27 protein-coding genes and 1 pseudogene are annotated in these 22,516 nt (G+C 60.8%); 9 read left to right on the forward strand and 19 right to left on the reverse strand.

Features of this window, described 5'->3' with window-relative positions; translation table 11 throughout:
- Positions 1 to 1,599, reverse strand: a complete 1,599-nt coding sequence (locus tag E2F50_RS10340; RefSeq protein WP_133316037.1) for a sensor histidine kinase — start codon at positions 1,597 to 1,599, stop codon at positions 1 to 3.
- A 425-nt stretch (positions 1,600 to 2,024) separates the two neighbouring features.
- On the opposite strand from E2F50_RS10340, the gene E2F50_RS10345 reads away from it, so the two are divergent.
- The gene (locus E2F50_RS10345) at positions 2,025 to 2,438 is read left to right on the forward strand and encodes a DUF5330 domain-containing protein (RefSeq protein ID WP_133316405.1); all 414 of its coding nucleotides are present in this window, start codon (positions 2,025 to 2,027) and stop codon (positions 2,436 to 2,438) included.
- A 241-nt stretch (positions 2,439 to 2,679) separates the two neighbouring features.
- Positions 2,680 to 3,102, forward strand: a complete 423-nt coding sequence (locus E2F50_RS10350) for a SufE family protein (protein ID WP_133316038.1) — start codon at positions 2,680 to 2,682, stop codon at positions 3,100 to 3,102.
- 33 nt (positions 3,103 to 3,135) lie between these two features.
- Here E2F50_RS10350 and E2F50_RS10355 read toward each other — a convergent pair whose 3' ends face one another.
- The 10 genes and pseudogenes from E2F50_RS10355 to E2F50_RS10400 all read right to left on the reverse strand — a co-directional run bounded on the left by E2F50_RS10355 (position 3,136) and on the right by E2F50_RS10400 (position 11,478).
- Positions 3,136 to 3,951, reverse strand: a complete 816-nt coding sequence (locus tag E2F50_RS10355; RefSeq protein ID WP_133316039.1) for a DUF6456 domain-containing protein — start codon at positions 3,949 to 3,951, stop codon at positions 3,136 to 3,138.
- The gene (locus E2F50_RS23380) at positions 3,944 to 4,363 is read right to left on the reverse strand and encodes a helix-turn-helix domain-containing protein (protein WP_133316040.1); all 420 of its coding nucleotides are present in this window, start codon (positions 4,361 to 4,363) and stop codon (positions 3,944 to 3,946) included. The genes E2F50_RS10355 and E2F50_RS23380 overlap by 8 nt, the downstream gene beginning before the upstream one ends.
- A 245-nt stretch (positions 4,364 to 4,608) precedes the next feature.
- Entirely contained in the window at positions 4,609 to 5,040 is a 432-nt protein-coding gene (locus E2F50_RS10365; RefSeq protein ID WP_133316041.1) for a Ros/MucR family transcriptional regulator, read from the reverse strand.
- Between the two features lie 418 nt (positions 5,041 to 5,458).
- Entirely contained in the window at positions 5,459 to 5,803 is a 345-nt protein-coding gene (gene mnhG / locus E2F50_RS10370; RefSeq protein WP_133316042.1) for a monovalent cation/H(+) antiporter subunit G, read from the reverse strand.
- Positions 5,800 to 6,210: a cation:proton antiporter gene (locus tag E2F50_RS10375; RefSeq protein WP_133316043.1), complete on the reverse strand. Its 411-nt coding sequence runs from the start codon at positions 6,208 to 6,210 to the stop codon at positions 5,800 to 5,802. The genes mnhG and E2F50_RS10375 overlap by 4 nt, the downstream gene beginning before the upstream one ends.
- Positions 6,207 to 6,680: a Na+/H+ antiporter subunit E gene (locus tag E2F50_RS10380; RefSeq protein ID WP_133316044.1), complete on the reverse strand. Its 474-nt coding sequence runs from the start codon at positions 6,678 to 6,680 to the stop codon at positions 6,207 to 6,209. The genes E2F50_RS10375 and E2F50_RS10380 overlap by 4 nt, the downstream gene beginning before the upstream one ends.
- Positions 6,677 to 8,254 carry a Na+/H+ antiporter subunit D gene (locus tag E2F50_RS10385; protein WP_133316045.1) on the reverse strand — a complete coding sequence of 526 codons (1,578 nt, stop codon included), beginning with the start codon at positions 8,252 to 8,254 and terminating at the stop codon, positions 6,677 to 6,679. The genes E2F50_RS10380 and E2F50_RS10385 overlap by 4 nt, the downstream gene beginning before the upstream one ends.
- 4 nt (positions 8,255 to 8,258) lie before the next feature.
- Positions 8,259 to 8,636: a Na+/H+ antiporter subunit C gene (locus tag E2F50_RS10390; protein WP_133316046.1), complete on the reverse strand. Its 378-nt coding sequence runs from the start codon at positions 8,634 to 8,636 to the stop codon at positions 8,259 to 8,261.
- A gap of 110 nt (positions 8,637 to 8,746) precedes the next feature.
- Positions 8,747 to 9,151, reverse strand: a pseudogene (locus E2F50_RS10395) (Na+/H+ antiporter subunit B); the annotation flags it as partial.
- Positions 9,148 to 11,478, reverse strand: a complete 2,331-nt coding sequence (locus tag E2F50_RS10400) for a putative monovalent cation/H+ antiporter subunit A (protein ID WP_133316048.1) — start codon at positions 11,476 to 11,478, stop codon at positions 9,148 to 9,150. The pseudogene E2F50_RS10395 and the gene E2F50_RS10400, both read right to left, overlap by 4 nt.
- A gap of 162 nt (positions 11,479 to 11,640) precedes the next feature.
- Between E2F50_RS10400 and msrB the strand changes: the two genes are divergently transcribed.
- Positions 11,641 to 12,051: a peptide-methionine (R)-S-oxide reductase MsrB gene (gene msrB / locus E2F50_RS10405; protein WP_133316049.1), complete on the forward strand. Its 411-nt coding sequence runs from the start codon at positions 11,641 to 11,643 to the stop codon at positions 12,049 to 12,051.
- A 171-nt stretch (positions 12,052 to 12,222) separates the two neighbouring features.
- A complete protein-coding gene (locus tag E2F50_RS10410; RefSeq protein ID WP_133316050.1) occupies positions 12,223 to 13,062 on the forward strand; it encodes a glycosyl transferase in 840 nt (279 codons plus the stop codon).
- 123 nt (positions 13,063 to 13,185) lie between these two features.
- Here the strand turns inward: E2F50_RS10410 and E2F50_RS10415 are convergent, their stop codons facing one another.
- From E2F50_RS10415 to E2F50_RS10425, 3 genes are all read right to left on the reverse strand, one after another.
- Complete coding sequence (locus E2F50_RS10415; RefSeq protein WP_133316051.1) at positions 13,186 to 13,668, reverse strand: hypothetical protein; 483 nt, start codon at positions 13,666 to 13,668, stop codon at positions 13,186 to 13,188.
- A gap of 119 nt (positions 13,669 to 13,787) precedes the next feature.
- Positions 13,788 to 14,138, reverse strand: coding sequence for a hypothetical protein (locus E2F50_RS10420; protein ID WP_133316052.1), 351 nt, complete (start codon positions 14,136 to 14,138; stop codon positions 13,788 to 13,790).
- A gap of 320 nt (positions 14,139 to 14,458) precedes the next feature.
- A complete protein-coding gene (locus tag E2F50_RS10425) occupies positions 14,459 to 15,403 on the reverse strand; it encodes an alpha/beta hydrolase family protein (protein WP_133316053.1) in 945 nt (314 codons plus the stop codon).
- Positions 15,404 to 15,493: 90 nt separating this feature from the next.
- On the opposite strand from E2F50_RS10425, the gene E2F50_RS10430 reads away from it, so the two are divergent.
- Entirely contained in the window at positions 15,494 to 16,387 is an 894-nt protein-coding gene (locus E2F50_RS10430; RefSeq protein ID WP_133316054.1) for an AraC family transcriptional regulator, read from the forward strand.
- A 161-nt stretch (positions 16,388 to 16,548) separates the two neighbouring features.
- Here E2F50_RS10430 and E2F50_RS10435 read toward each other — a convergent pair whose 3' ends face one another.
- Complete coding sequence (locus E2F50_RS10435) at positions 16,549 to 17,280, reverse strand: SDR family NAD(P)-dependent oxidoreductase (RefSeq protein WP_133316055.1); 732 nt, start codon at positions 17,278 to 17,280, stop codon at positions 16,549 to 16,551.
- An 81-nt stretch (positions 17,281 to 17,361) separates the two neighbouring features.
- Here E2F50_RS10435 and E2F50_RS10440 point away from each other — a divergent pair, with 81 nt between their 5' ends.
- The 4 genes from E2F50_RS10440 (at position 17,362) to E2F50_RS10455 (ending at position 18,902) form a co-directional block, all read left to right on the forward strand.
- Positions 17,362 to 17,751 (forward strand): winged helix-turn-helix transcriptional regulator, encoded by a 390-nt coding sequence (locus E2F50_RS10440; RefSeq protein ID WP_133316056.1) that lies wholly within the window; start codon positions 17,362 to 17,364, stop codon positions 17,749 to 17,751.
- Positions 17,752 to 18,042: 291 nt separating this feature from the next.
- Complete coding sequence (locus E2F50_RS10445; protein ID WP_133316057.1) at positions 18,043 to 18,231, forward strand: hypothetical protein; 189 nt, start codon at positions 18,043 to 18,045, stop codon at positions 18,229 to 18,231.
- A 163-nt stretch (positions 18,232 to 18,394) separates the two neighbouring features.
- Positions 18,395 to 18,595 (forward strand): hypothetical protein, encoded by a 201-nt coding sequence (locus tag E2F50_RS10450; protein WP_133316058.1) that lies wholly within the window; start codon positions 18,395 to 18,397, stop codon positions 18,593 to 18,595.
- Between the two features lie 97 nt (positions 18,596 to 18,692).
- Entirely contained in the window at positions 18,693 to 18,902 is a 210-nt protein-coding gene (locus E2F50_RS10455; RefSeq protein WP_133316059.1) for a hypothetical protein, read from the forward strand.
- A gap of 47 nt (positions 18,903 to 18,949) precedes the next feature.
- Here E2F50_RS10455 and E2F50_RS10460 read toward each other — a convergent pair whose 3' ends face one another.
- The 4 genes from E2F50_RS10460 to trhA form a co-directional block, all read right to left on the reverse strand.
- Positions 18,950 to 19,834, reverse strand: coding sequence for an aldose 1-epimerase family protein (locus E2F50_RS10460; RefSeq protein ID WP_133316060.1), 885 nt, complete (start codon positions 19,832 to 19,834; stop codon positions 18,950 to 18,952).
- Between the two features lie 77 nt (positions 19,835 to 19,911).
- Entirely contained in the window at positions 19,912 to 21,063 is a 1,152-nt protein-coding gene (locus E2F50_RS10465) for an endonuclease/exonuclease/phosphatase family protein (protein ID WP_133316061.1), read from the reverse strand.
- A gap of 116 nt (positions 21,064 to 21,179) precedes the next feature.
- Positions 21,180 to 21,686 carry a GNAT family N-acetyltransferase gene (locus E2F50_RS10470; protein ID WP_133316062.1) on the reverse strand — a complete coding sequence of 169 codons (507 nt, stop codon included), beginning with the start codon at positions 21,684 to 21,686 and terminating at the stop codon, positions 21,180 to 21,182.
- Between the two features lie 117 nt (positions 21,687 to 21,803).
- Positions 21,804 to 22,472, reverse strand: a complete 669-nt coding sequence (gene trhA / locus E2F50_RS10475) for a PAQR family membrane homeostasis protein TrhA (protein ID WP_133316063.1) — start codon at positions 22,470 to 22,472, stop codon at positions 21,804 to 21,806.
- Positions 22,473 to 22,516 lie beyond the last annotated feature (44 nt).

The following is a 22,516-nucleotide window of genomic DNA, read 5'->3' on the forward strand; positions in this document are numbered from 1 at the left end:
TCAGGCGATTTTTGCTTCCGCCCGCTCATCTGCAAAATCCTGTTGGTCCATCATGGCCGTCTGCCGGGCAAATTTGAGCCGCGGCGGGAATTCTACCCTTTCCTCCTGCGCATCGTCCAGTCCGTCGTGCACGCCGGAACCGTCCGCCGGCAGAGCGATCGTGACGACGGTCCCCTCGCCCGGCCGGCTGTCGATGGCGAAGCGTCCGCCATGCAGGGCGACGAGGCCCTTGACCAGGGAAAGGCCGAGGCCCGTGCCTTCGTAGTGGCGCGTGTAATCGTTCTGGACCTGCATGAAGGGCTGGCCGATCGAGGCCAGTTTGTCGGATGCGATGCCGATGCCGGTATCGCTGACGGTGATCACCAGGTCGTCGGCTTGCAGCGCCGCGTCGATGGAGACCACGCCGCCGGAACCCGTGAACTTGATGGCATTGCCGGCGAGGTTGATGAGTACCTGCTGGATCGCCCGGCGGTCGGCCACAACCTCGCCAAGCCCGCGCGGCGTGCGGGTGGTGAGGGTAACGCCCTTTTCCCGCGCCGAATGATCGAGCATGGCGCGGCAGGCCTCCAAGGCCTCGTCGATGGCAAAGGGTTCGGTCAGCAGCTCGTAACGGCCGGCCTCGATCTTCGACATGTCGAGCATGGTGTTGACCACGGACAGGAGATGGGCGCCAGACTGGCGGATCAGCCCGACATATTCGCGCTGGCGGTCGTTTTCCAGCTGCCCGAAATATTCGCCGGCAAGCACGTCCGAAAAGCCGAGTATGGCATTCAGCGGCGTGCGCAGCTCATGGCTGACGGCTGCCAGGAAACGCGACTTGGCTTCATGGGCCGATTGCGCTTCGGCCGTGCGGCTGGCGGCTTCGGCGCGCAGCGTTTCCTCTTCCGACCAGTCGCGGGCCTGGGCGAAGATTTGCACCAGTTCCCCTTCGGGGTCGCGTATGGCCGTCATATCGAGGCGGACATGCAGAAATTGCCGACCATTGGCGGCAGAAAAGGGACGCTCAATGCGGATATCGGCGGCAGAACTGCAGCTGCCCTGGCGAAGCGTATCGACCGCCTGCACAAGCGCGATGCGGTCGGAGACATGCACCAACTCGGCCAGCGCCTCGCCGGCGCTGTCGCGCAGGGTGGCGGGAAAGGCAAGCCGATCGCGGCCGCCGACTTTCACCACCAGGCCATGCGGGTCGATGATCATCGACAGACCGGCGCAGGCATCAAAGGCCATGTCTTCGGAAGCGACGGAAACAAGCGGCGCGGCAGGACGCCGCGGCATGAGGAAGGCGAGTGCCGCAAGGATCAGGAAGACGCCGAGCACCAGCGCGACGCCGACCGGCAGAGCCAGCGAGGGTGCCAGCACGGTGGTCAGAAGCAGCGGCACGGCCGGAAACGACAGGGCGGCAGCAAAGGCCAGGCGGCGCAGCATCACGACTTCGACGGCACGGGCAGCAGCGCCCGCCCGACCGGCATCTGTTTCGCCTAGCCGGGTCAGCCAGCGGCCGGCCGTTTCATCGACCAACAGCACCGCCTTACCGGCAATGTCACTCACTACGCTCACGCAAAACCCTGACGCAATACTCTTCTTCACGAGGGCCACCATAGGCTTTGGCGGCTTAAGGAAACAATAAAAGATGGCATCCGGCACCCCGTCGGAGGCCCCCTTTTCCCCCTTTGGGACAGTTCCGGCGACGCTTTTCCGGTTGTGGTTAACGGGATGTAAGCGACGGATTTGCTTTGATTTTTCCTGAGACGTTAACTTCTGTGGCAGCCCAGGCCGCGAAAACCGTGGAGCTTTACGGCCCCGCGCCGCATTTATGCTTAACCGGGGCCGTTAAAGTTTTATCCAAAGGCGCAGAGACCGGCAGGGACGAGGCGGAATAGATCGCATTTTACACAAATTTTCGGAAAATCCGAGCGAGCCCGTCAAAGGCGTGTTCGCTTCCGATCGGTACAGTCATGCTCAAGACCGGAACAGACCGGCAGCCCCTAGCAAACGCCAAGCGGGCAAAACAGGTGGACAAGACGATGTGGTTTCTGATCAAGGGAAGTGTGTGGTTTGCAGCCGTGCTGGTCGTGCTCTCCTACTTCAGCAGCAAGCCGGCCAATGAAATCCAGGGCGTTTCCGCCCTTGAGGTGAGCGACGCCTTTACGGCGGCCACCCAGGCCTATCAATATGTCAGCGCGATCTGCACCGAAAAGCCGGATGTCTGCGAAAAGGGCGGCGAAACCCTGTCGGCCCTCGGCGTGCGGGCAACCGAAGGGGCACGGGTGGCCTTCGAGCTTCTCGACAAGCAGTTCGGCAGTCCCCAGACGGCGGTGGCCGAGATTGCCGACCCCGATCCGGCTCCACTGCCCGAAAAGCCTGCCACGGTTGCCGCCGTATCCGACCAGGTCTTCACCGGCACTGTTCCCTTGCCGCAGAAGCGCCCGGCCCGATAAGGACCGGAGGATCCAGATGATCCGGCCAGGATCAAGCGCCGGGCGCCTTTGCGCCGCCTGCCGATCCTGCCTTTGACGAAATCTTGCGCCGGGCCCACAAGCCACGGTTCCCGGCGCCGGACTGCCCGCCTGTCCATCAGCACTTGCTGACGCCGTGAGGAATGCGTTCCTCACGGCGATTTTTTTGCTTTTATTGCCGGCGCAAATCCCTATATCCGGCGCATACGACAGCGGAGCACGCATGGCGAACCTTCAACAGATCCTGGATGATTTTGCCTTCCTCGAGGAATGGGAAGACCGCTACCGCTATGTGATCGAGCTCGGCAAGCAGTTGCCCGACCTGCCGGATTCGGAAAAGACGGCGGAACACAAAGTGCAGGGCTGCGCCAGCCAGGTCTGGCTGGTGAGCCATGCGGGCACCCAGAGTACCGATCCGGTGATGAGCTTCGACGGCGATTCGGACGCCCATATCGTGCGTGGCCTGGTAGCCATCGTGCTGGCCGTTTATTCCGGTAAGCATGCCTCCGAGATTGCTGCGACCGATGCGATCGAGATCTTCGACCGCATCGGCCTGGTGGAGCATCTTTCGTCGCAGCGTGCCAATGGGCTTCGCTCCATGGTCAATCGCATCCGCGAGGAAGCTCGGCTGCGCACGGCGGCGTGAAGGGCCGGCCGACCCCAACGCCATTCCGGTTCGTCACATCCGCGGACGGTAATCCTCGGCACCCCAGACATGCCTGCGCCTCGGATTGACGGCGGCAGGCGGCGCATAATGGCGGGCCAGCGCCAGCAGCGCCGTGCGCAGCATCAGCTTGGCCGAGCGTGCCGGCCACTGGCGTTCGCGCTCCACCGCTTCGAGCCCCTTGGAAAAGCAGCAGACGTCGACGGCGACGCCCGCAAGTTCGGGCCCCATGGCATCCGTTGCTTTGGAAAAACGGTCACGCGCCGCCATGGCGCTGTCGGCAATCTCCGCCTGGCCGCCCGCGTTACCCTTGCCGCGGCCGGACAGTCTCGGCTCCCAGGACGCCGTGATGCGCGGCTGCATCTGCCCGCGGGTGAAATCCGAAAGAAGTTTCTCGCCCGCTTCCACCGCTTCCGGCGGCAGAAAGGCATTGCCCTGCCGGTCCTTCATACGGGCGATTGCGCCAAGCGGCGATTCGGAAAGATTGTGACGCACCGGCTGGCGCCGCTTCTCCACCTCCACGACGGCGTCTACCATGTCCCGATGCTGGTGGCCGAATGCCTCCTCCCCATCCACCAGAGCGCGGCGCAGGAAGCCTGCGGCGGCATCGGTTGCGGCAAGCCGGTTGTCGAAGCACCGGGCAAGGCCCAGCGACTGGGCTTGTCGCACGACATCCTGAGCAAAGGCCGGGCCTTCGGTTCCGCCGAGCAGCAGCATGCCGTCGGTCGCCTCCGTCATGTCACATGCGCCGCGCAGCAGCAGACGCACCAGCCGGAGCAAAGGCTTGCGCGACGGATTTTCGGTGATTTTGGCAGGCTTGTGCTTAGTCATGGACATGAACCTCCGAATTGCCGAAAACAGCGGTCACCATGCGTTCTGCGGCGGACAGGAATTCGTCGAAGGTCGGGTCGTCGCGGCGATCCTCGACCACATGGCAGGCATGAGCGACCGTGGTACGGTCACGGCCGAGGGCCTCGCCGATATCCTGCATGGGGATCTGCAGCGCCACATGGCAGACATACATGGAAATCTGCCTGACATGGCAGGCAAGCCGGCGGCGATCACGGCGCAGCATCACCCGATCCGCAAACAGGCAGACCAATTCGCCGATCACTTGGCGAACGATGCGGCAGACCGTTCTCAGCGGCAGGCTGGCGGGAAGCCTCGTAATGTGAGCCGCCGCAGCGGCACGCTCGAAATTCGGACCTGGCAGGGGAGGCTCCGGATAATCAATATAGGGCATGACAACTCCTCAATGAATAGGAATTAATTCACACACCTTAACGCATGTATGGGGATGCCATAAGCCACAGGAGTGTGTTTTTACCCTGTTTCTTCTCCACTTTCTTACATCTCCCTGAAAACAACTGGGATTTTTTTCCTCTTTCTATCCTCACACAAAAAACCGGGCGCAGGGGCCCGGTTCTTTTACATCCGCTGTTTTGACGTCAATTCGTGGCCGAGTGGCAGGAAAACCCGTTTCCTGGATCAGGCCTTGCCGCGCTTGCGGCGCTGGCCGAGACCCATTTCCTTGGCCAGCCTGGAACGGGCTTCCGCATAAGCGGGAGCCACCATCGGGTAGTCGGCCGGCAGGCCCCATTTCTCGCGATATTCTTCCGGCGTCATGTTGTAGTGGGTCATGAGGTGGCGCTTCAGCGACTTGAACTTCATGCCGTCTTCGAGGCAGATCAGGTAATCATCCTCGATGGACTTCTTGATCGGCACCGGAGGCTTGGGCTTTTCGATGTTGATCGCAGCCGGAGCAGGCGACGACGTGCTGCTCAGCGCCGAATGGACATCGGCGATAAGATGGGAAAGATCTCCAACTTGGACAACATGGTTGCTCACATAGGCCGCCACGATGTCCGCGGTGAGTTCCACCAGCAGATCCGGGCTCTTGCCCAATGCGATTTCTGTCATATTCGTTCTCCTGTCATCATTGGATGACGAGTTCCGCGACCTCCGCGACGCTCGTCCCTGTAGAGCCTTCGTGGCTTTCTCGCATTCGCCGCAGCGTCCATGGACGGAAACTTACCCCTAAGTTTCCTGCGGCAGAAAGGCGAAACAAACACCGGATATTGTTCAAAAACAAAGCTTTTCGCGCATTCAGCCACGTCTCGGATCGAGATTTCATGCGGCTATGTACGGGAAACGCTAGATTTGGACCAATATCAGTGCTCTACTGCCCCTGAAGTAGCATCCAGATTCGAAAAGTCAAAGTGCGAAATTTAGTAACGCCGGACTTCTTCGTGCCCTATATCGGTACAACGCTACCTTTACTGGCAAAGAGGACAGAATTTCCTCAATTGTGACAAGGTTATAGCCTTCCTCAGCTGGACTATATTGCTTCCCGGTGATTCTGCATTTCGTCACGGACGGTGTGCGATGCAAGCGGGTACCCCATCTTGAGCGCAGCCATGGCTAGGAGATGCGCCGAAATCGGGGCAGTCAGTACGAAAAAGAAGAAGCCCGCCAGAGCGCGTGCCAGCGTCGCCACGTCCCCCGCGTGGAGGCCGACGGCAATCAGCATCAGTCCGGAGCCGACCGTTCCCGCCTTAGAGGCGGCATGCATGCGGGTATAAACGTCCGGAAGGCGATTGAGGCCGATCGCCGCCACCAGGGCAAATGCGGCGCCAACCAGGATGAGGGTGGCAATCAAGATTGCGAGCACCAGTTCGATCATCGGCTCTTCTTTCGGCGCGGCGGCGCGGGAGGCTCGGCCTTGCGCTTGCCTGACGGCTTGGGGGACTGTGCGGTGGGCACCAAGCCAGCAGGCACAAAGTCGGCAGGCTGCGGAGGAGCTGGTGCGCGGCCGCCACGCGCCAGGATGAAGCGGGCAAAGGCAACAGTGGCCAGGAAGCCGACAAGGCCGAGCGATATGGCGATATCGATATAAAGCGTGAAGCCGGTGCGGATGGCGATCAGCGCGATAAAGCCGATGACGATGCCGACCAGCATGTCGAGCGCAACGACCCTGTCGGGAAGCGTCGGACCAATGACCACCCGCCGCACGGTCAGCAGGAAGGCCAGCCCCAGCACGACGAGGGCTATCCAGATGGCCGAAGACAGGATCATGGCAGCTGGGGTCATCGGAAGGCCTCGATGATCTTTTTCTCGAAGCCTTGGGCAATATCGCGCTTGGTCGCGTCGACATTGGAGCAGTCCAGCGCGTGCACGAAAAGCAGCTTCCGGTCAGCCGATACATCCACGGACAAGGTACCGGGCGTCAGGGTGATCAGGCTGGCAAGAAGGGTGATTTCGAAATCCCGGTCCACGGTCAGCGGAAAGGCGAATATGCCGGGCTTTAACGGCATGCGCGGGCTTGCTACCAGGACTGCAACTTTCCAGGCGGAGAGAGCAAGTTCCTTGAAGAACAGCATGAGAAGCGAGAAAATGCGCCAAACGCGCCGCATATAGGCCTGGCCGCTCGCCTCCTCCCTCACGATCCACAGGGCAAAGGTGGAAAGCGCGAAGCCGAGGATGAGGTTCTGGACGGAGGCACTGCCGGTGACGGCAACCCAAATGACCGCGAAGATGAGCGACAGGAGGAAGGTGATCATGGCGCGGCACCTCCTGGAAAGACCGAGTGGATATAGGCCTGCGGATTGGCCAGACCCTCTGCCGCCGCCTGGGCCAGCTGCAGCAGCGGCTCGGGGAACAAGCCGAAGCCGAGCGTCAGCACCGTCAACCCGCCCAGCGGCAGGATGATCCGCCAGTCGGCAGCTGGGGCGACCACAGCCGTCGGGGCGTCGATGCGAGTTTGCGGCCGGGGCCGCCAATAAGCAAGCAGGAGAACACGCGCCAGCGCCAGCGTCAGGATGAAGGCCGAGCCGAGAATGGCGCCGGCGAGCCACCAGGCGCCGATGTCGATGGCCGCCTTCAACAGCGCCACCTTCGGCCAGAGGCCGGACATTGGCGGCAGGCCGGCAGCAGCCAGCATCAGCAGAAAGGAAGCAGAGGCGAACCATGGGGACCGGCGGTAAAGTCCGCCCAGTGTGGCCAGTGACCAGGAGCCCCCAAGCCGGGCCGCCTCGCCGACAACCAGATAAAGCGCGGTCATGGTGACCATGGAATGCACGGCGTAAAGCACGGCGCCGCTGACCGCCGCCGGCGTGCCGATGGCAATGCCTGCCATCATATTGCCGATGCCGGCAATCACCACATAGCCGACCAGGCGGCGCGTGTCGCTTTGGGCGAGTGCACCCAGCGCACCCACCATCATGGTCAGCACCGCTGATACGGCAATGGCGATGCTCAACTGCTCCCGCTCGACGGGCAGAAGCATGATGGCGACACGGAGCAGCGAATAAATGCCGACCTTGGTCAGCAGGCCGCCGAACAGCGCCGACACGACGATGCGCGGCGTGTGATAGGAGGCCGGCAGCCAGAAATTAACGGGAAAGGCCGCCGCCTTCATGGCGAAGGCCAGAATAAACAGCGCCGTCAGCGTGGTCAGCGGCGCACGCTCGGACATCAGCGTCGCCCGGCCCACGAGATCGGCCATGTTGAGCGTGCCGAAGATCGCATAAAGATAGCCGACGGCGATCAGGAAAAGCGTCGTGCCGATCAGGTTGAGCAGCGCATATTTCATCGCCCCCTCGATCTGCTCCGGCTCCGAGCCGAGGATCAGCAGGCCGAAGGATGAGATCAGCAGCACTTCGAACCAGACGTAGAGGTTGAAGATGTCGCCGGTCAGGAAAGCTCCGCTGACGCCCGCCATCAACAACATGAGGAAGGGGAAGAAGCCATAGCGCCTGCCCGCTGCGTCTATGTCACGCAGCCCGAAAAAGCCGGCCGCCAGCCCGACGATCGCCGAGACGAGCGCCATAACCGATCCGAGAATGTCGGCGGTGAAGGCAATGCCAAAGGGCGGCAGCCAGCGTCCCATGACCATGGTGACCGGACCATGGGTGCTGACCCGCCACAGAAGCGCGGCATCGACAACAACGAGGGCGGCGAGACCCGCAACCGCAATCGCGCCGTGCAGCCGCACGGATTTGCGGACCATCATTAACAATGCGCCAAGCCCGATCATCAGCACGACGGGCGCCACGACCAGCCAGTCGCCGAGCGGCGGCGGCGAAAGCACGAGGGCGGCGGAAAGATCGACCGGAACGGATTGAGCGGTTGCCATGCGGTCAATATCCCATCGGCGGCAGCGGCTCGTCGCGCGGCTCGGCCAAGCGCATGTCATCGCTATCGTCGGTTCCGAGCTCCTGGTAGGCGCGGTAGGTCAGGACCAGCAGGAAGGCGAAGAAGGAAAACGAGATGACGATTGCGGTCAAGATCAGCGCCTGCGGCAGCGGATTGGCCGTTCCCGGCGCCAAGGTGTCGAGGCCCGCCGGAATGATCGGCGGCACTTCGCGCACCAGCCGGCCGGTGGTGAACAGAAGAAGATTGACCCCGTTACCGAGCAGAGCCACGCCGAGAAGGATGCGAACTGTATGCTTGGACAGCATCAGGTAAATGGCGGCGCCAAAGAAACAGCCGATCAGGACGGCGAACAGGACTTCCATCAGCGGCTCTCCTTCGCCCTGCGCCGCGGGTCCCGGCGCTTCTTGACCTCGGGCCGCAGTTCCGCAGGAGAAGGTAAAGGTGCAACTGCCTGCTCCTCCGGCTCGGAATCCTGTTCCAGCGCCAGCGCGATCGAGACGATCGAGCCGAGCACGACCAGGTAGACGCCGAGATCGAAGGACATGACGGTGGACAGCGGCACTTCTGCGCCGAGGAAGGACGGGTAGATCCACAACCCGGTCATGAACGGCACGCCGAACAGGATGGAAACCAACCCGGAAATCGTCGACATGAACAGCCCGGCGCCGGCGATCGTCATTGGATGGAAGCGCATGGCGCGCCTGACGGCGCCTACCCCGAACGCTATCCCGTAAATGGCGAGCGCCGATGCGGCAATCAGCCCGCCGATAAAGCCGCCGCCTGGCTCATTGTGGCCGCGCAGCAGGACGAAGATCGAAAACAGCAGCATCAGGGCGGTGAGGCCCGGGGCGACGGTGCGCAGGATCAGCGTGTTCATGGCGCGCGCCTCCCGGCCCGCACCCGGATCAGTGCCAGAACGGCAAGCCCGGTGATCATCACCACCGAGATTTCGCCGAGCGTATCGGTGCCGCGAAAGTCGACGATGATGACGTTGACGACATTGGCTCCGTGGGCGATCACCTTGGAATAGGCGTTGAAGAACTCCGTCAGGCGCATGTCGAAGGGTACTTCGAGCGACCGGAGCAGCAGCAGCGTGAAGCCCAGCCCGCAGGCGATGGCAATCACCGCATCGGGTAGCATCTGGCCGAGCGGCCGGTGATCGGAGGGATCGAGCCGCAGCCTCGTCATCACCAGGGTAAGGATGACCACCGACAGGGTTTCCACCATGAACTGCGTGAAGGAAAGGTCGGGGGCGCCGAAGAGCAGGAAGATGACCGCGACCGCAAAGCCCTGGATGCCGAGCGAAACGATTGCCGTCAACCGGTCCTTTGCGCGCAGAACGGCGATGATGCCGATCAGCGCAATGGCGAGGAAAGCCGCTTCCTGGATCAGCATGTCGCGCGGCCAGGCTGGCAGGGCCGGCATTTCCCCGAAGACAAAGAGCGGCACGAGCAGCGCCACCGCCAGCATGATGAAGGTGGCGGTGACATAGATTTCCAGGCGTCCCGGCTGCAGCAGGCGCGTCACCAGGACTGAAAAACGGATAAGCCCCGCGACCAGGATATCGAAGCCGCGATCCGGGCCGGGGCCGAGACTTTCCAGCACCCGCAGCATGCCGGCCCGCGCCGCATCGATGCGCCAGTAGACCAGGAGGCCGAGGAGGACCGTCAGCACCGACAGAAGAAGCGGCATGCCCCAATGCGGCATGGTGGTGATGTCGATGACGGTCTTCTCGTCGGTGATGGCGCTCGCCATGGGCGAAGAAATATAGCGGTGCGACAGGCCGGGTGCGAGGGCGGCGACGAGGCCGAGCACGGCCAGCAGGACCGGCCCCAGCAGCAGCATGAGCGGCCCTTCATGGACGCCCGCCGTGGCTGCGGCCCTGCGTCCGATGAAGGGTTTCAAGGCAACGGCAAATGCGAGCGCGAACATCAGCGCATTGCCGATCACTGCCAACAGGGTGAAGAATACGGCCCGCGGATTGCCGGACCAGAGCGCCAGATAGATCTCCTCCTTGGCTAGGAAGCCGAAGAACAGCGGCAGGCCGCCCATGGACAGCGCAGCCAGCAGTGCGGCGAGAAAGGTGACCGGCATGGCGGTGCGCAGGCCGGCAAGCCGGGTCACGTCTCGCATGCCCGTCTCGTGGTCGACAGCGCCTGCGACCATGAAGAGCGCGCCCTTGAACAGCGAATGGGCAAGCAGATAGAGCACCGCCGCCTGGATCGCATGGGGCGAACCGAAGCCGGTCAGCATAACCAGCAGGCCAAGCGAGGCAACCGTCGTATAGGCGAGGATCAGCTTCATGTCCGTTTGGCGAAGTCCCAGCATGGTGCCGGTCAGAAGCGTCAGGCCGCCGAAGAAGGGAAGCAGGATTTCCCAGGCGGGCGTATCGCCCATGACCGGGTTGAGGCGCATCAGGAGATAAACGCCCGCCTTCACCATAGTCGCCGAATGCAGATAGGCGGAGACCGGCGCCGGCGCTTCCATGGCGTTCGGCAGCCAGAAATGGAAGGGGAACTGCGCCGATTTGGTGAAGGCGCCGGCCAGCACCAGAAGCAGCGCCGCCAGATAGAAGGGGCTCTGGCGCAGGGCATCGCCGAGATGAACCAGCAGGGACAGCTGCGTGACGCCGGTGATGTTCCACAGAAACACCAGGCCGGCAAGCAGGCAGAGCCCTCCCCCGCCGGTGACGATCAGTGCCTGCAGCGCAGCGCGCCGCGCCGCTTCCCGCTCGTGATCGAAGCCGATCAGCAGGAAGGACGAAACGGAGGTCAGCTCCCAGTAGATAAAGAGCATCAGGAAACTGTCCGACACGACGAGACCGAGCATGGCGCCCATGAAAAGGAGGATAAAGGACAGGAAGCGGCCCTGCTGCGGATGCCCGTTCATATAGGCGCCGGAATAGATGACGATCAGCGTGCCGATGCCGGTGATCAGCAGCGAGAAGGTCAGCGACAGGCCGTCGAGGAACCAGGAAAAGGACAGGTTGAAGCTCGGCGCCCAGGCATAGCCGCCGGTCGCCACTTCGCCGGCGGCAATTTCCGGCAGGAAGCCGCAGAAATGCATAAAGGCCAGAGCCGGAAAGAGCGCCAGCAGCCAGGCGCCGCGATCACCGAAGCGGGTGATGGCGAAAGGTGCCGCCAGGGCGCCGACGAAAGGCAAGAAGAGGGCGCAAAATGTCAGCGCCGGCCCCATGGCAGCCATGTCGTCTCCCCCGCCCGATGCCTTCATCTGCCCGGCATTATCCCTCCAGTTTCTAGGGGAAAGATCCCGCCGCCTCAAGTAAAAGCGGCAAAAACACACAGATAGGTGCCTTTTCCCTTGCGCCTTGCCAACCTATCTAAGGGGAAACGAAAGGAAGATGCGATGTCAGACGTCGTTACACCCAAGGTCCAGAAGAGCGATGCGGAATGGCGCGAGCAGCTTTCGCCAGAACAATACCGGATTTTGCGCCAGGCCGGTACCGAGCGGCCCTTCACAGGCCCCTTCTGGGACAGCAAGGAAAAAGGTCTTTACAGCTGCGCCGCCTGCCATGAGCCGCTGTTCATCTCCGACACCAAGTTCGATTCCGGCTGCGGCTGGCCGAGCTATTTCGAGGCGGTGAGCGCCGACGCCATCACGGAGATCAAGGATACCAGCCATGGCATGGTGCGCACCGAAGTCCGCTGCAGCCATTGCGGCGGCCATCTCGGCCATGTGTTTCCGGACGGTCCTCCGCCGACCGGCCTGCGCTACTGCATCAACGGCCATGCCATGACCTTCGAGCCCTTGAAGTGAGGGAATCGAATTAACCGAAGACGGCGCCGGTCCCCTGGCCGGCGCTGCTTCGGCTACTCCGGCCGTCGCTCTTGCGAGAGGCTCTTGCATTGGCCGCTGCACTATTCCATGTGTAGCGCCATGCCGGGGACACGGAAGCGTTCCTCGTTTCAACTCCTCGATTCGAGTTCCATGACAGAGATTTTGGCAGCCAGCGGCGGTGTAAAGCAGGTCATCTGCATCAGCTGGGGCGACAAATACGGGCCGCCCTTCATCAATCGCCTGTATGCCATGGTGAAGCGCAATATTACGCCGCCCTTCACCTTCACCTGCTTTACCGACAGCCGGATTGGGCTGAACCCGGAAATCCTCTGCGAGGATCTGCCGCCCCTCGACGTCCAGATGCCGGTCAATACGAAGGGGATCTGGCCGAAGGCGCGGCTATGGGGACCAACCCTCGGCCAGCTCAAGGGGCCGGTGCTTTTCCTGGACCTCGATCTGGTGATCGTCGGATCGCTCGACGACCTTTTCACCGTCGGCGGGCCCGACGACGTAGTGATCGCCCGCAACCAGACGACACCCTTCGAGCGTCTCGGCCAGACATCCGTTTTCCGCTTTCCGGTCGGCAAGCTGGTGCCGCTGCAGGAGAAATTCCGGGCCGATCCGCAGGGCGTGGCGGACGAATATCGCTTCGAGCAGCGCTTCGTCACCCGCAATGCGCCGGGCGGCGTCACATTCCTGCCGCGCCGCTGGGTGCTGCATTTCAAGCAGGATTGCTGCTGGCCGATCCCGCTGAACTATTTCCTGGCACCAAAACTGCCCCCTGATGCGCGCATCATCCTTTTTCCCCGCAATTTCCATCCGCAGCATGCGGTGGAAGGCCAGTTCGGCCTGAAAAGCCGTCCGGCGACGCCGCTCAAGCACATTTCCCGCGTCTTCGACGCCCCCAGCCGCCGCGGCAAATCGCCCCTTAAATATCTCCGCCATTATATTCTTCCCACGCCGTGGGTCGCGGACCACTGGCGCGAGTAAGTACGGAGCTTGAAAACGAAGCGGCAAGGTCGAAGCGGCGTGGCCGCCTGATCCGGCCAGCCGCCATATTCTTCCCATGTTGTCAGCTTGCGGCTGTATCACTGTTATGTCGCCTATCGGCCTTTAGCGGTCAAGGTCGCCTTCCGGCCCTTTGCGGACATTGGGTACTGCATACTCTCCCAGCAGTTCCGCGCCATGGTCGTTTATCGAGCTTATAGATTTTAGGTTAGGTCGCAGCAGGCTAATGATGTCATCAATATTGGCTGGCGTTACGGCCCATCTTGCACTGTTGTCGTACTCGAAATCCGCGTTTACTTTCCCTGTATGACGATTGGCTTGAAAGAGCATCTTGATAAAGCCCTTGTCATTGGCGGGCCTTAGCGATTCCCAATATGCGTGAACAGCATCTTCTATATCGTCGATATCGGGAGCAAACGCGCTGGGATCGCCAGTGGTGGTATAGGCGTATCCGTAGGTTCCACTAACGTAACCCTGATCATCGATCTCGACGACTACAGAAAACTCTTCCCAGCCGATCGGCTCGGCATTCAGGTATCGGGCGACCCCTTCGGCGATAGCCTGCATGAAATCTGAGTTATCCGACATTCAGCTCACCCTTCGCGCTGTCATGCACCAAATTATAAGGGAGCGGTGCACCGAGGCAATGACCGCAATTGGCGCTTCACGGCCATGACGGCTGTCGGCCAAAGCCGCCATGTGGAGCCTCAGACCGATACCGCAATCATGGTGAGACCGATAGGAGGAGCTGCAACGGTCAGTAGATACGCCGCTATGCTCGGGTACCCGAACTGCCTCCAACCCTGCACCAGCACAATCGCTCTCGATAATATTCCCGCCATCGTCCCAACGAAGATGAAGAGCAGGAGGACGTCGCCGAGAGAATTAGCGAATTGCTGATCCTCGATGGGTACTGTGACGTGTTTGTAAAGCAGACATGCGAGCAAGGCAGCGATGGCTCCAGAAATCATGAAAAAGGAGCGAACGCTCCAGCTCAGGATGATCAGGAGGAAGGGCAAGAAATAGGAAGCCAGCCAAATGATGGTGAAGATCATCACGAACTCGCTCCACTTAGCAGCCTCACGCTAAGCACTAATGGCAGATGATCCCGCACTGGGGAATCTGTCAAACGAGTGCACACTAAACTTTTCGATGCTCCTTGAACGCCCGGTACTGCGGCTTTTCTGACTAGGCAGCTTTCGGTCCATTGCAGTCATTGCTGACTGACGTCCTGACATTCCACGCCGTGACATTGGTGAGGCTGTTCTACAGAACGGCGTCGCGGGGAGCTCCGAAGCGGAGGCAAGGTCTAGCTTCCGCCCCGATGACCTATCGATACATGCCGAAGCGTATCCGATTACGCAGTCGGACCTATCGGTTACTTCTCCACGACGGTTCCAAGGCTGCTCGCCGGGCCCTTCAACGCCGTACATGCCAAGAACCAGGCATTGGCGTCATCGCCGAGGGCCGTTCTCAACCAAGCCAGGGTCATGCGCTTGGTCGCCTCGAGCGCATCCGGGGCTTCGACCTCGGTCTCCTTGGCGTCAAGGCCGGCAATGCCGCCAAGGCCATGGCCTACGCCGTGAAGCGTAAGAAGCGCATGCGCACCAACCGCGTCATGGTAGGCATCGGCGTGCCACTCCGGACCACGGGGCGTGAAACGCGGATTGTCGTCTGCCCCGCAAACGACCAAGCTCGGCGTCGACAGGTGTGAGAAGTCGAGGTCAAAGAATGGAAAGCGCGCGGCGTTCTCTTCTGTCAGATCCTTGCCACCTCTTCCGGGAGCGGTGAGAAGAATCCCAGCCTTGACGCGCGGATCGCCAAACGTTTCTCCGTGAAGTCGTGCACCCAATAGCAGGCTTACGGTATGGCCACCTAAAGAATGCCCGGCCGCCGCGATGCGGTCATGGTCCAGCCGGCCAGAGACGGCGGGAGCGCGCTCCTCGATCTCTGACAGCCGGTCGATGACTGTCCGAATTTCAGTGACGCGCTCACGCCAGAAGAAGGGCGCGCCTTCGGCGTCTTCAGGAAGTCCGCCGACGCGGGAGCTTGCGTGGGTCGGCTGGATGACAGCAAAGCCGCGCTCTGCCCAGAAGTTTGCCATGTGCGCGTAGCCGTCCTTCGAAGGAAGGTAGAATGACGGTCCGAATCCATGTGACAGAATGACAATAGGGAGGCGATCGCCTGTTGCCGGTGCCGTCAGACGCAATTCCAGAGGTGGCCGCCCGTCCATGTCGAGGCGGATCGGCGAGTAGGCAATTGTGAGATCTCCGTGCGGCGTGGGGATATTGCGCGCGGTATCGATAAGATTGTTGGTGGTCATTGTGGGTCTCCTTGTGCACCGCCAAGATGGACAGACAGACCAGGATTATCTATATTTGAACGTCCATACATATTTAGCGAAAGTCCGGACATGTCCGATCCACTCGCCGAGATCGTCTCGCTGCTCAAGCCCGTGCCTTCGATCGCAAAGCTGGTTACAGCCGGAGGGGCGTGGTGGGTCGAGCGTCATGAGCTCGGCAGTCCGTTTTATTGTGCGATTGTGGAAGGACGCTGCCTGCTTACGATCGCCGGCAGATCGCCGATCATCCTCGAGGCTGGAGATTTCGTTCTCGTGCCGCAAATCCATGCATTCACCATGAGCAGCTTTCAACCGCCTCCGCCAGGCACGTTACCGCGACGGCTGGAGACCAATCCGGGCGTCTTCCGCCTCGGCAATCCAGACGCACCGGCCGACGTCACGGCAATGGTCGGTCACTGTTCCGTCTTGGCGAACGACAAGCAGTTGCTGAGCTCGCTGCTGCCGGACATCGTTCATGCCAGAGGTGAGCGCCGGCTCATGGATCTCGTGAGAATGATCCACACCGAGATGGTCGGCAGTTTGTCGGCCCGGGACATGATACTGAGCCGGTTGCTGGAAGTTCTCTTCATCGACGCTCTGCGGAGTGCAGGAGGGGCAGAGACATCTCCCGGCCTGTTGCGTGGACTTTCCGACATCCGCCTGGCTCCAGCGCTGCGACGCATTCATCAGGACCCGAGCGGAGGCGTGTCCGTCGAGGAACTGGCAGAGACCTCCGCAATGTCGAGGTCGGCATTTTTCGACCGTTTCCGAAGGGAGGTAGGCGTCCCTCCAATGGAATATGTGACGGGTTGGCGCATGGCTCTTGCAAAGGACCTGTTGATCCGGAGGGAGGCGCCGCTGGTCGAGATCGCAACACGGATCGGTTATGCTTCGGCCAGCGCGTTCAGCGTCGCCTTCACGCGGCATGTAGGCGTCACGCCGGGCGTTTTCGCGCGAACAGCCTAGCCACATCCGTCCCTACCCCGTCTGCCTTCTTGCCCTCTTTTTGATCAAAGAGGGTGATAAAGCTTTCCGCCCTGCAATGTCCGCTCGGTACAATTCAAATATGAGCCGCGTGCAGACCGTACCCGACCTGTTGAGATCGGGTACAGCGTTTTGGCGGCTCCCTAGACCTGCCGCAAGCCGCCGTCGACGCATAGTTCGGCGCCGGCGATGTAGCTCGCGTCGTCGCTCAACAAGAACAAGGCGGCCGCAGCGACTTCTGAAGGCCGCGCCATACGACCCATCGGAATGGGAGCAACAATGGCTGCGCGCGTGTCTTCCGCGACGGCAGCCATCATGTCCGTATCGGTGGGGCCGGGTGCAACGACATTGACACGAATACCCTTGGGTGCGAGTTCCGCGGTCCAGGTTCTGGCATAGGATCGAACGGCCGCTTTGGTTGCACAGTAGGTTCCGTAACCGGCGTAGCCCGCATTTCCGGCTATGGACCCCACGAGAACAACCGAGCCGCCTTCTCCCATTGCGGGAAGAGCGGCCTGGAAACCGAACACCATGCCTCGCACGTTGACGTCGAAGTGGCGGTCGAAGTGCTCCGGCGTCATCTCGGCGATCTGAGACGGCTCGGAAAGACCTGCGTTCAAAACAAGCGAGTCGATACGACCGTAAGCTGTGCGAACTTTGTCGACGGCCATGACCATGTCTTCCGGAGAGCCTGCGTCAGCGGCAATACCGACGGCACCATTGCCGATTTTCTCGGCCACGATTTCAGCATCTTCACCTCTACGACTGGTGACGAAGACATGTGCGCCTTCGGCGGAAAGTCGTTCCGCAATCGCCAGGCCGATACCTTTCGCGCCGCCGACGATCAGAGCCACCTTGTTATTCATTCGAGCCATCGTAAATCCTTTCACTGAATGGTCTCACCATGATATACCGTGGATATCTGATATCAATTACGCACCTGGAATAGACTAGATATGAACGAGTATACCGACCTGGAAGCCCTCTCTCATCGCGCCCTTTGCGACATGGCGCAGGTTCGCCCGGTGCTCGACAAGATCGCCGATAAATGGACGATCCTGATATTGACGGTGATTTGTCCAAAACCCGCACGCTTCAACGAGATCAAGCGGCGTCTTGATGGGATCACGCACAAGGCTCTCGCCGACGCCTTGAAGAGGCTTGAGCGAAACGGTCTTGTCACGAGAACCGTGCTCCCGACTCAGCCGGTCGGGGTAGAATATGCAATCACACCCCTTGGCCATTCGCTGCGGCAGCCGTTTGAAGCATTGTGCTTATGGGCAGCAGCCAACGGCGACAAGGTCGATGCCGCTACGCTGCGCTATGACAAAACGTTAAATCGTTGACGGTGTCGCTGTATCCGGTCCTGGGTGGCAGCTGACCTGACCATGTGCACCTACTAGCTGTTTTTGTGGCCTCGACGTCCGAACATGGCCCGCTTCATGCCTCAGCTGCCCCAGCCGAGCCTGTCTTTCCCGTTTGAAAGCGCGTTGAAGAGACGGGAGAACCGTCATTACGAGGCCTTGCCGTAGCCCGCTCTTCACGAGAGATTCCGGTATCCCGCAAATGATGGCGTGAAACAACTCTTGTTCACCCGCCGCTTGGACCTATCTCCAGCCGAGACAATGGAGAATAGCATGACGCCGGACGACAGGATCAAACGCCACGAGGAAACCATTGCGCGCCTCAAGGAGGATGTGGATTGGCTTCGCGACACCGGCTTCTGGACCGATGTGGCGCCGAATGCGAATCTGATTGAGGAGATCGAGCGCGTCATCGCCATCTATATCAGCCTGATCCGCGAACTCTCCATTCCGCCAGGCTGATCAGCTTCACTGATCGCTGAACACCTCTTCACCGCCCATCTCCAGGCAAGCTTGTCCCGGTATCACCCTACCGTCGCCACATGAAAGAGAAGGCGGCATTGGCTGGTTTCACGTACGCTGGGGCGGACCGGTCCGATATGAGAAGCAGTGGGCGGGGAAAGACATGGGCGGTACCAGGCAGGGCGTCCTGCATGCGACGATCGGCAAGTCCGGCGAGATGTGGCGGGTCGCGATCAGCCATTCCGGTGAAGGACTGGCAACGGAACGGCTGTTCGACAAGCAGATCGATGCAGTCGTCTATTTCCTGAAGATTTCTTCGCACGGCCATCCACAGGACGCGCCGGCGCTTAACGCTGTATTTTAAGGTTACCCGCTCTTTTTTCTAGACTCGCAGGCCACATTGATGGCGTGATGGCTTAGTTTACATTGCGTTAACGCATCTCATCCGGCGGCGAGACGACATGCAAAAGCTTTGCAGTCAATTGCGGGTACCCTGTGCTTTCCTGCGCATGATCGTTATTGCGATCATGGTCGGCGTGGTGGCACATTACTACGCCTATGGTATCGGCGCCTGTCTTGGCCTGGCTCTCTTGTCGCTGCTTGTTATGCAGGTGGTCTACTTTCTTTTCATACTGCTTGCCGTGTGGCAGGAAAAGCGCAGCCGTCAATAGAATTTCTCGTAGGCTGAACGATTATGTTGCGCCGGTGACTGGTCACATCAAGCCGGCAATTCCACCGCAAAGGCGAAGCGGCTCTTTTCCCAGTGCTGCAGGATGAGGCTAAAGGGTCGCTCCGAAAGCTCGCCGGAACTGCCGAGCGCGGCCGCCGTTCCGTGCCAAGGCTCGACGCAAAGGAAGGGCGCATCCGGCACCGTGCCGGGCTTGGTCCAGAGCGCCAGATTGGGCAGGTTTTCAAAGGAGAAGTTCAAGGCCGGGCCGTCCTGCGCCGCATAGGCAAGCCCGTCGCCGGCGCCCTGCAGGAAGATCATCGCATCCGCCTCGAACAGGGAATGATCGAGCGTCAGCGTGCCGGCCTTGAAGGGCGAAGGCAGCGCTTTCGGTCCGAGAAGCCCCTCTTCCAGCCGTGCGAGCGCCGGCTCGGCGCCGTTATGCAGCGTCACCGTGTGCGGCTGGCCATCGGCGCCGGGCAGCGGCCAAACGAAGGCCGGATGAAATCCGAAGCCGAAGGGCATGGGCTTGCCGTCACGATTTTCCACCTCTGCCGCAACCGTCAGCCGGGCGCCTTCCAGCGCATATTCCACCGAAAGCAGGAATTCGAACGGATAAACAGCCCGTGTTGCGTCAGATGCCGTCAATTCGTAACGGCAGGTGCTGGGCGTCGATTGCGCCAGGACAAATTCGCTGCGCCGGGCAAAGCCGTGCTGCGCCATCTCATAGGGCGTGCCATCGATGCGGATGCGGTTGTCGGGCGCCTTGCCGACCATCGGGAAGAGCACCGGCGCGCGGCCGGCCCAGAAAGCCGGATCGCCGTGCCATAGCCAGGATCGGCCGTCCGCCGTGACCAGCGTCTGCATCTCCGCGCCGAGCGAGGAAAGCTCCACGGTCACATATTCGTTGGCAATGCGGGTGATCTGGTTCGGCATGCGCGGCTCCTTTGCAGCGGAAAGCTTCCTTCTAGCTTGGTGCAGAAGAACTGCCATTCAATGACCCGGATCGATTTTTACCGCCGCGAGTCTCCCTCGGCGATATCTTCCAGATAGCTTTCGGTGAAATCGGTCTGGATCTCCATCCACAGCGGCGCATGGTCGGACATCTGCCAGGTGCGCCATTTCTCGTAACGGGCCTCGGGCGTCGTCGCCTTGTATTTCTTGTTCTTTTCGGGATCCTCGGCGGGCACATATTCTCCATAAAGCTGCATGTCCTCGGCATTGCTGCGGAAGACATCCGCGAACATGTCGACGATGCCGCCGCCGAGCACCTTGAAGCGCTTGTCCTTTACGCGCACGGCAATCTGATCGTAGAAATGATCCCGGTTCGGCAGATGCGTGCCGTCGATTTCCGGCGGCACCTTGAAACCTTCGCTGGTCAGGGCCTGCATGGTCTTGTGCTCCGGCGAAACGACGTTAAAATCGCCGAGCAGGATGTAGTTCTCCACCTGGCCGGCGCGGTCGCGCTCCTGCTTGCTTTCCTCGTCCTGACGGTCGGCAAAGAATTTCATCAGCCGCTTGATCTCGGAAATACGCCGTTCCAGTTTTTCACCGGAATCCTCGCCGAAATAGATATGCACGGTGCAGAGGCTGAAGCGGAACCAGCCCGATTGAAAGGCCACGAGAAAGGGCGTGCGGGCAAACTGCTGCTTCATCTCGTCAGATTTCGGCTCGATATCCGGCTGATCCTTGGCGGCCTTGGCCTTCTTGCGCGACACGACCAGCTGGCCATCCGGCAGCACCACCTCGCCGGCGATCTTGCGGAACCAGACCTTTTCGGTGTTGTAGACAAAGGCCATGCGCTCGCTATTGCCACCCAGACCGGCCGTCGTGTCGGTGGCGATATAATCCCATTCGCGCCCGAGGATCTTCATGACCTTTTCCAGCGCGGACAGATCGCGGTTGACCTCCTGCACGGCCACGAGGTCGAAGCAGGACATCATTTCGGCGATGTAATAGAAGGTTTCCGGCAGGCGCGGGCCGAAGCCGAATTTGTTGGAATCGAAGTCGCGGATATTCCAGGTGGCGAGAAGCAGCGACCGGTCGCTCTTGCGCGCCCGGATCGGCTCGAGTGTCTTGCGGATGGCGAGAAGACGCTTGGCGCAACGTTGCGCAGCACCTTCTTCGTCCCGCAGCGCATAACGCATGCCTGCATAGTTCACCATATGCCCCTCCCCTGGCTCCCGGTGGACAGCGGCCCGCCCATCAAGGCGCGGCCTCGACTAATGCATTTTAGGCGCGTTCAGCGACAGTTTTACGTAAGGGCCAGCCAGGTCCGCGCTCAAGGGGACAGTTTCAGTTCCATGCAGGTGAGGTCGAGCCAGCGGCCGAACTTGATGCCGACTTCGGAGAATTTTCCGGCAATCCGGAAACCAAGCTTTTCGTGAAGGCGGATCGAAGCGGCATTTTCCGCTTCGATCGCCGCGATCATCACATGCACGCCATTGGAGGCGGCCCGGGTGATCAACTCCTGCATCAGGATGCGGCCGATGCCGCCGCCCCGGAAGTCGCGATGCACATAAACCGAATGCTCCACCGTGTGGCGAAACCCTTCGAAGGCGCGCCAGTCGCCATAGGAAGCATAGCCGGCAAGGCCGCCGTCTACCGTGGCGACGATGACCGGGAAACCGCGGGCCATGCGGGCGGCAAACCATTCCTTGCGGTTGGCAAGGTCGACCAATGTCTCGTTCCAGATGGCCGTGGTATTGGCAACAGCGTCGTTATAGATGTCCATGATGCCGACGAGATCGGCTTCGGCCGCGTCGCGGATTTCGGGTCGACCTGCCATCGTTTTGTCTACTATCGTGTTCATCCGTCCACTTTAGCAGACGATCCTTGTGACCGGAAGGTGCTTTTCGGCTGCACCGAAGGCGCTCAGATGCTCCGCGAAGCGAAAGCTGAAGCGCTAAAGGCCGCTGCCCGACAGGCTGAAGCAGGTGAGAACGGCGCTGTAATGCACAGCGGCAGCGGCAACCACAAAGCCATGCCAGATGGCGTTTTGATAGCGCAGCCTTTCCCAAACGTGGAAGATAACGCCGAGCGAATAGATCATTCCGCCGATGACGATGAGCCAGACGGTGACCGGCGGAAGATATGACGACACCGGCTCCATGACCATGACGCCGCTCCAGCCCATGCCCAGGTAAAGCAGGATCGCGAGCTTATCGTAGCGGCCGGGAAACACGCATTTCAGCAAGATCCCGACTATCGCCGTTGCCCAGATGGCCAGAAGCATGACGAAGATCAGCATATCTTCGGCGCCGCGCTGCAGGAAGGGCGTATAAGTGGCGGCAATCAGCACGAAAATCGCCGAGTGATCGAAGCGTCGCAGCAGCCATTTGGTGCGCGAATAGGGCCAGATATTATAGGTGAAGGAGATCGACAGGCAGAGGACGAGGCCGAGGCCATAGATCCAGGCGGCGGCGATTTCGCCGTAGCTCGCCCACGTGGTGGCATAGAAGATCAGTGCCGTCGCGCCGATCAGAGCAAAGACCATGCCGATGCCGTTGATGATGCCATCCACGACAATCTCGCGGAGATCATACCGCCGCCCGAAATGGAATAAATCGCTCATATGTCTCCTCGCTTTGGCTGAAGAATGGTTGCACCGCCGCATGA

Origin of the sequence: Rhizobium deserti (genome assembly GCF_004358025.1) — a bacterium.
Taxonomy (GTDB): Bacteria; Pseudomonadota; Alphaproteobacteria; order Rhizobiales; family Rhizobiaceae; genus Neorhizobium; species Neorhizobium deserti.

Excerpts from the sequence above, each read along its gene's own strand:
- E2F50_RS10340 (WP_133316037.1), bottom strand. The coding sequence starts at position 1,599 with ATGGTGGCCCTCGTGAAGAAGAGTATTGCGTCAGGGTTTTGCGTGAGC.
- E2F50_RS10345 (WP_133316405.1), top strand. The coding sequence starts at position 2,025 with ATGTGGTTTCTGATCAAGGGAAGTGTGTGGTTTGCAGCCGTGCTGGTC.
- E2F50_RS10350 (WP_133316038.1), top strand. The coding sequence starts at position 2,680 with ATGGCGAACCTTCAACAGATCCTGGATGATTTTGCCTTCCTCGAGGAA.
- E2F50_RS10355 (WP_133316039.1), bottom strand. The coding sequence starts at position 3,951 with ATGACTAAGCACAAGCCTGCCAAAATCACCGAAAATCCGTCGCGCAAG.
- E2F50_RS23380 (WP_133316040.1), bottom strand. The coding sequence starts at position 4,363 with ATGCCCTATATTGATTATCCGGAGCCTCCCCTGCCAGGTCCGAATTTC.
- E2F50_RS10365 (WP_133316041.1), bottom strand. The coding sequence starts at position 5,040 with ATGACAGAAATCGCATTGGGCAAGAGCCCGGATCTGCTGGTGGAACTC.
- mnhG (WP_133316042.1), bottom strand. The coding sequence starts at position 5,803 with ATGATCGAACTGGTGCTCGCAATCTTGATTGCCACCCTCATCCTGGTT.
- E2F50_RS10375 (WP_133316043.1), bottom strand. The coding sequence starts at position 6,210 with ATGACCCCAGCTGCCATGATCCTGTCTTCGGCCATCTGGATAGCCCTC.
- E2F50_RS10380 (WP_133316044.1), bottom strand. The coding sequence starts at position 6,680 with ATGATCACCTTCCTCCTGTCGCTCATCTTCGCGGTCATTTGGGTTGCC.
- E2F50_RS10385 (WP_133316045.1), bottom strand. The coding sequence starts at position 8,254 with ATGGCAACCGCTCAATCCGTTCCGGTCGATCTTTCCGCCGCCCTCGTG.
- E2F50_RS10390 (WP_133316046.1), bottom strand. The coding sequence starts at position 8,636 with ATGGAAGTCCTGTTCGCCGTCCTGATCGGCTGTTTCTTTGGCGCCGCC.
- E2F50_RS10400 (WP_133316048.1), bottom strand. The coding sequence starts at position 11,478 with ATGGCTGCCATGGGGCCGGCGCTGACATTTTGCGCCCTCTTCTTGCCT.
- msrB (WP_133316049.1), top strand. The coding sequence starts at position 11,641 with ATGTCAGACGTCGTTACACCCAAGGTCCAGAAGAGCGATGCGGAATGG.
- E2F50_RS10410 (WP_133316050.1), top strand. The coding sequence starts at position 12,223 with ATGACAGAGATTTTGGCAGCCAGCGGCGGTGTAAAGCAGGTCATCTGC.
- E2F50_RS10415 (WP_133316051.1), bottom strand. The coding sequence starts at position 13,668 with ATGTCGGATAACTCAGATTTCATGCAGGCTATCGCCGAAGGGGTCGCC.
- E2F50_RS10425 (WP_133316053.1), bottom strand. The coding sequence starts at position 15,403 with ATGACCACCAACAATCTTATCGATACCGCGCGCAATATCCCCACGCCG.
- E2F50_RS10430 (WP_133316054.1), top strand. The coding sequence starts at position 15,494 with ATGTCCGATCCACTCGCCGAGATCGTCTCGCTGCTCAAGCCCGTGCCT.
- E2F50_RS10435 (WP_133316055.1), bottom strand. The coding sequence starts at position 17,280 with ATGGCTCGAATGAATAACAAGGTGGCTCTGATCGTCGGCGGCGCGAAA.
- E2F50_RS10440 (WP_133316056.1), top strand. The coding sequence starts at position 17,362 with ATGAACGAGTATACCGACCTGGAAGCCCTCTCTCATCGCGCCCTTTGC.
- E2F50_RS10445 (WP_133316057.1), top strand. The coding sequence starts at position 18,043 with ATGACGCCGGACGACAGGATCAAACGCCACGAGGAAACCATTGCGCGC.
- E2F50_RS10450 (WP_133316058.1), top strand. The coding sequence starts at position 18,395 with ATGGGCGGTACCAGGCAGGGCGTCCTGCATGCGACGATCGGCAAGTCC.
- E2F50_RS10455 (WP_133316059.1), top strand. The coding sequence starts at position 18,693 with ATGCAAAAGCTTTGCAGTCAATTGCGGGTACCCTGTGCTTTCCTGCGC.
- E2F50_RS10460 (WP_133316060.1), bottom strand. The coding sequence starts at position 19,834 with ATGCCGAACCAGATCACCCGCATTGCCAACGAATATGTGACCGTGGAG.
- E2F50_RS10465 (WP_133316061.1), bottom strand. The coding sequence starts at position 21,063 with ATGGTGAACTATGCAGGCATGCGTTATGCGCTGCGGGACGAAGAAGGT.
- E2F50_RS10470 (WP_133316062.1), bottom strand. The coding sequence starts at position 21,686 with ATGGCAGGTCGACCCGAAATCCGCGACGCGGCCGAAGCCGATCTCGTC.
- trhA (WP_133316063.1), bottom strand. The coding sequence starts at position 22,472 with ATGAGCGATTTATTCCATTTCGGGCGGCGGTATGATCTCCGCGAGATT.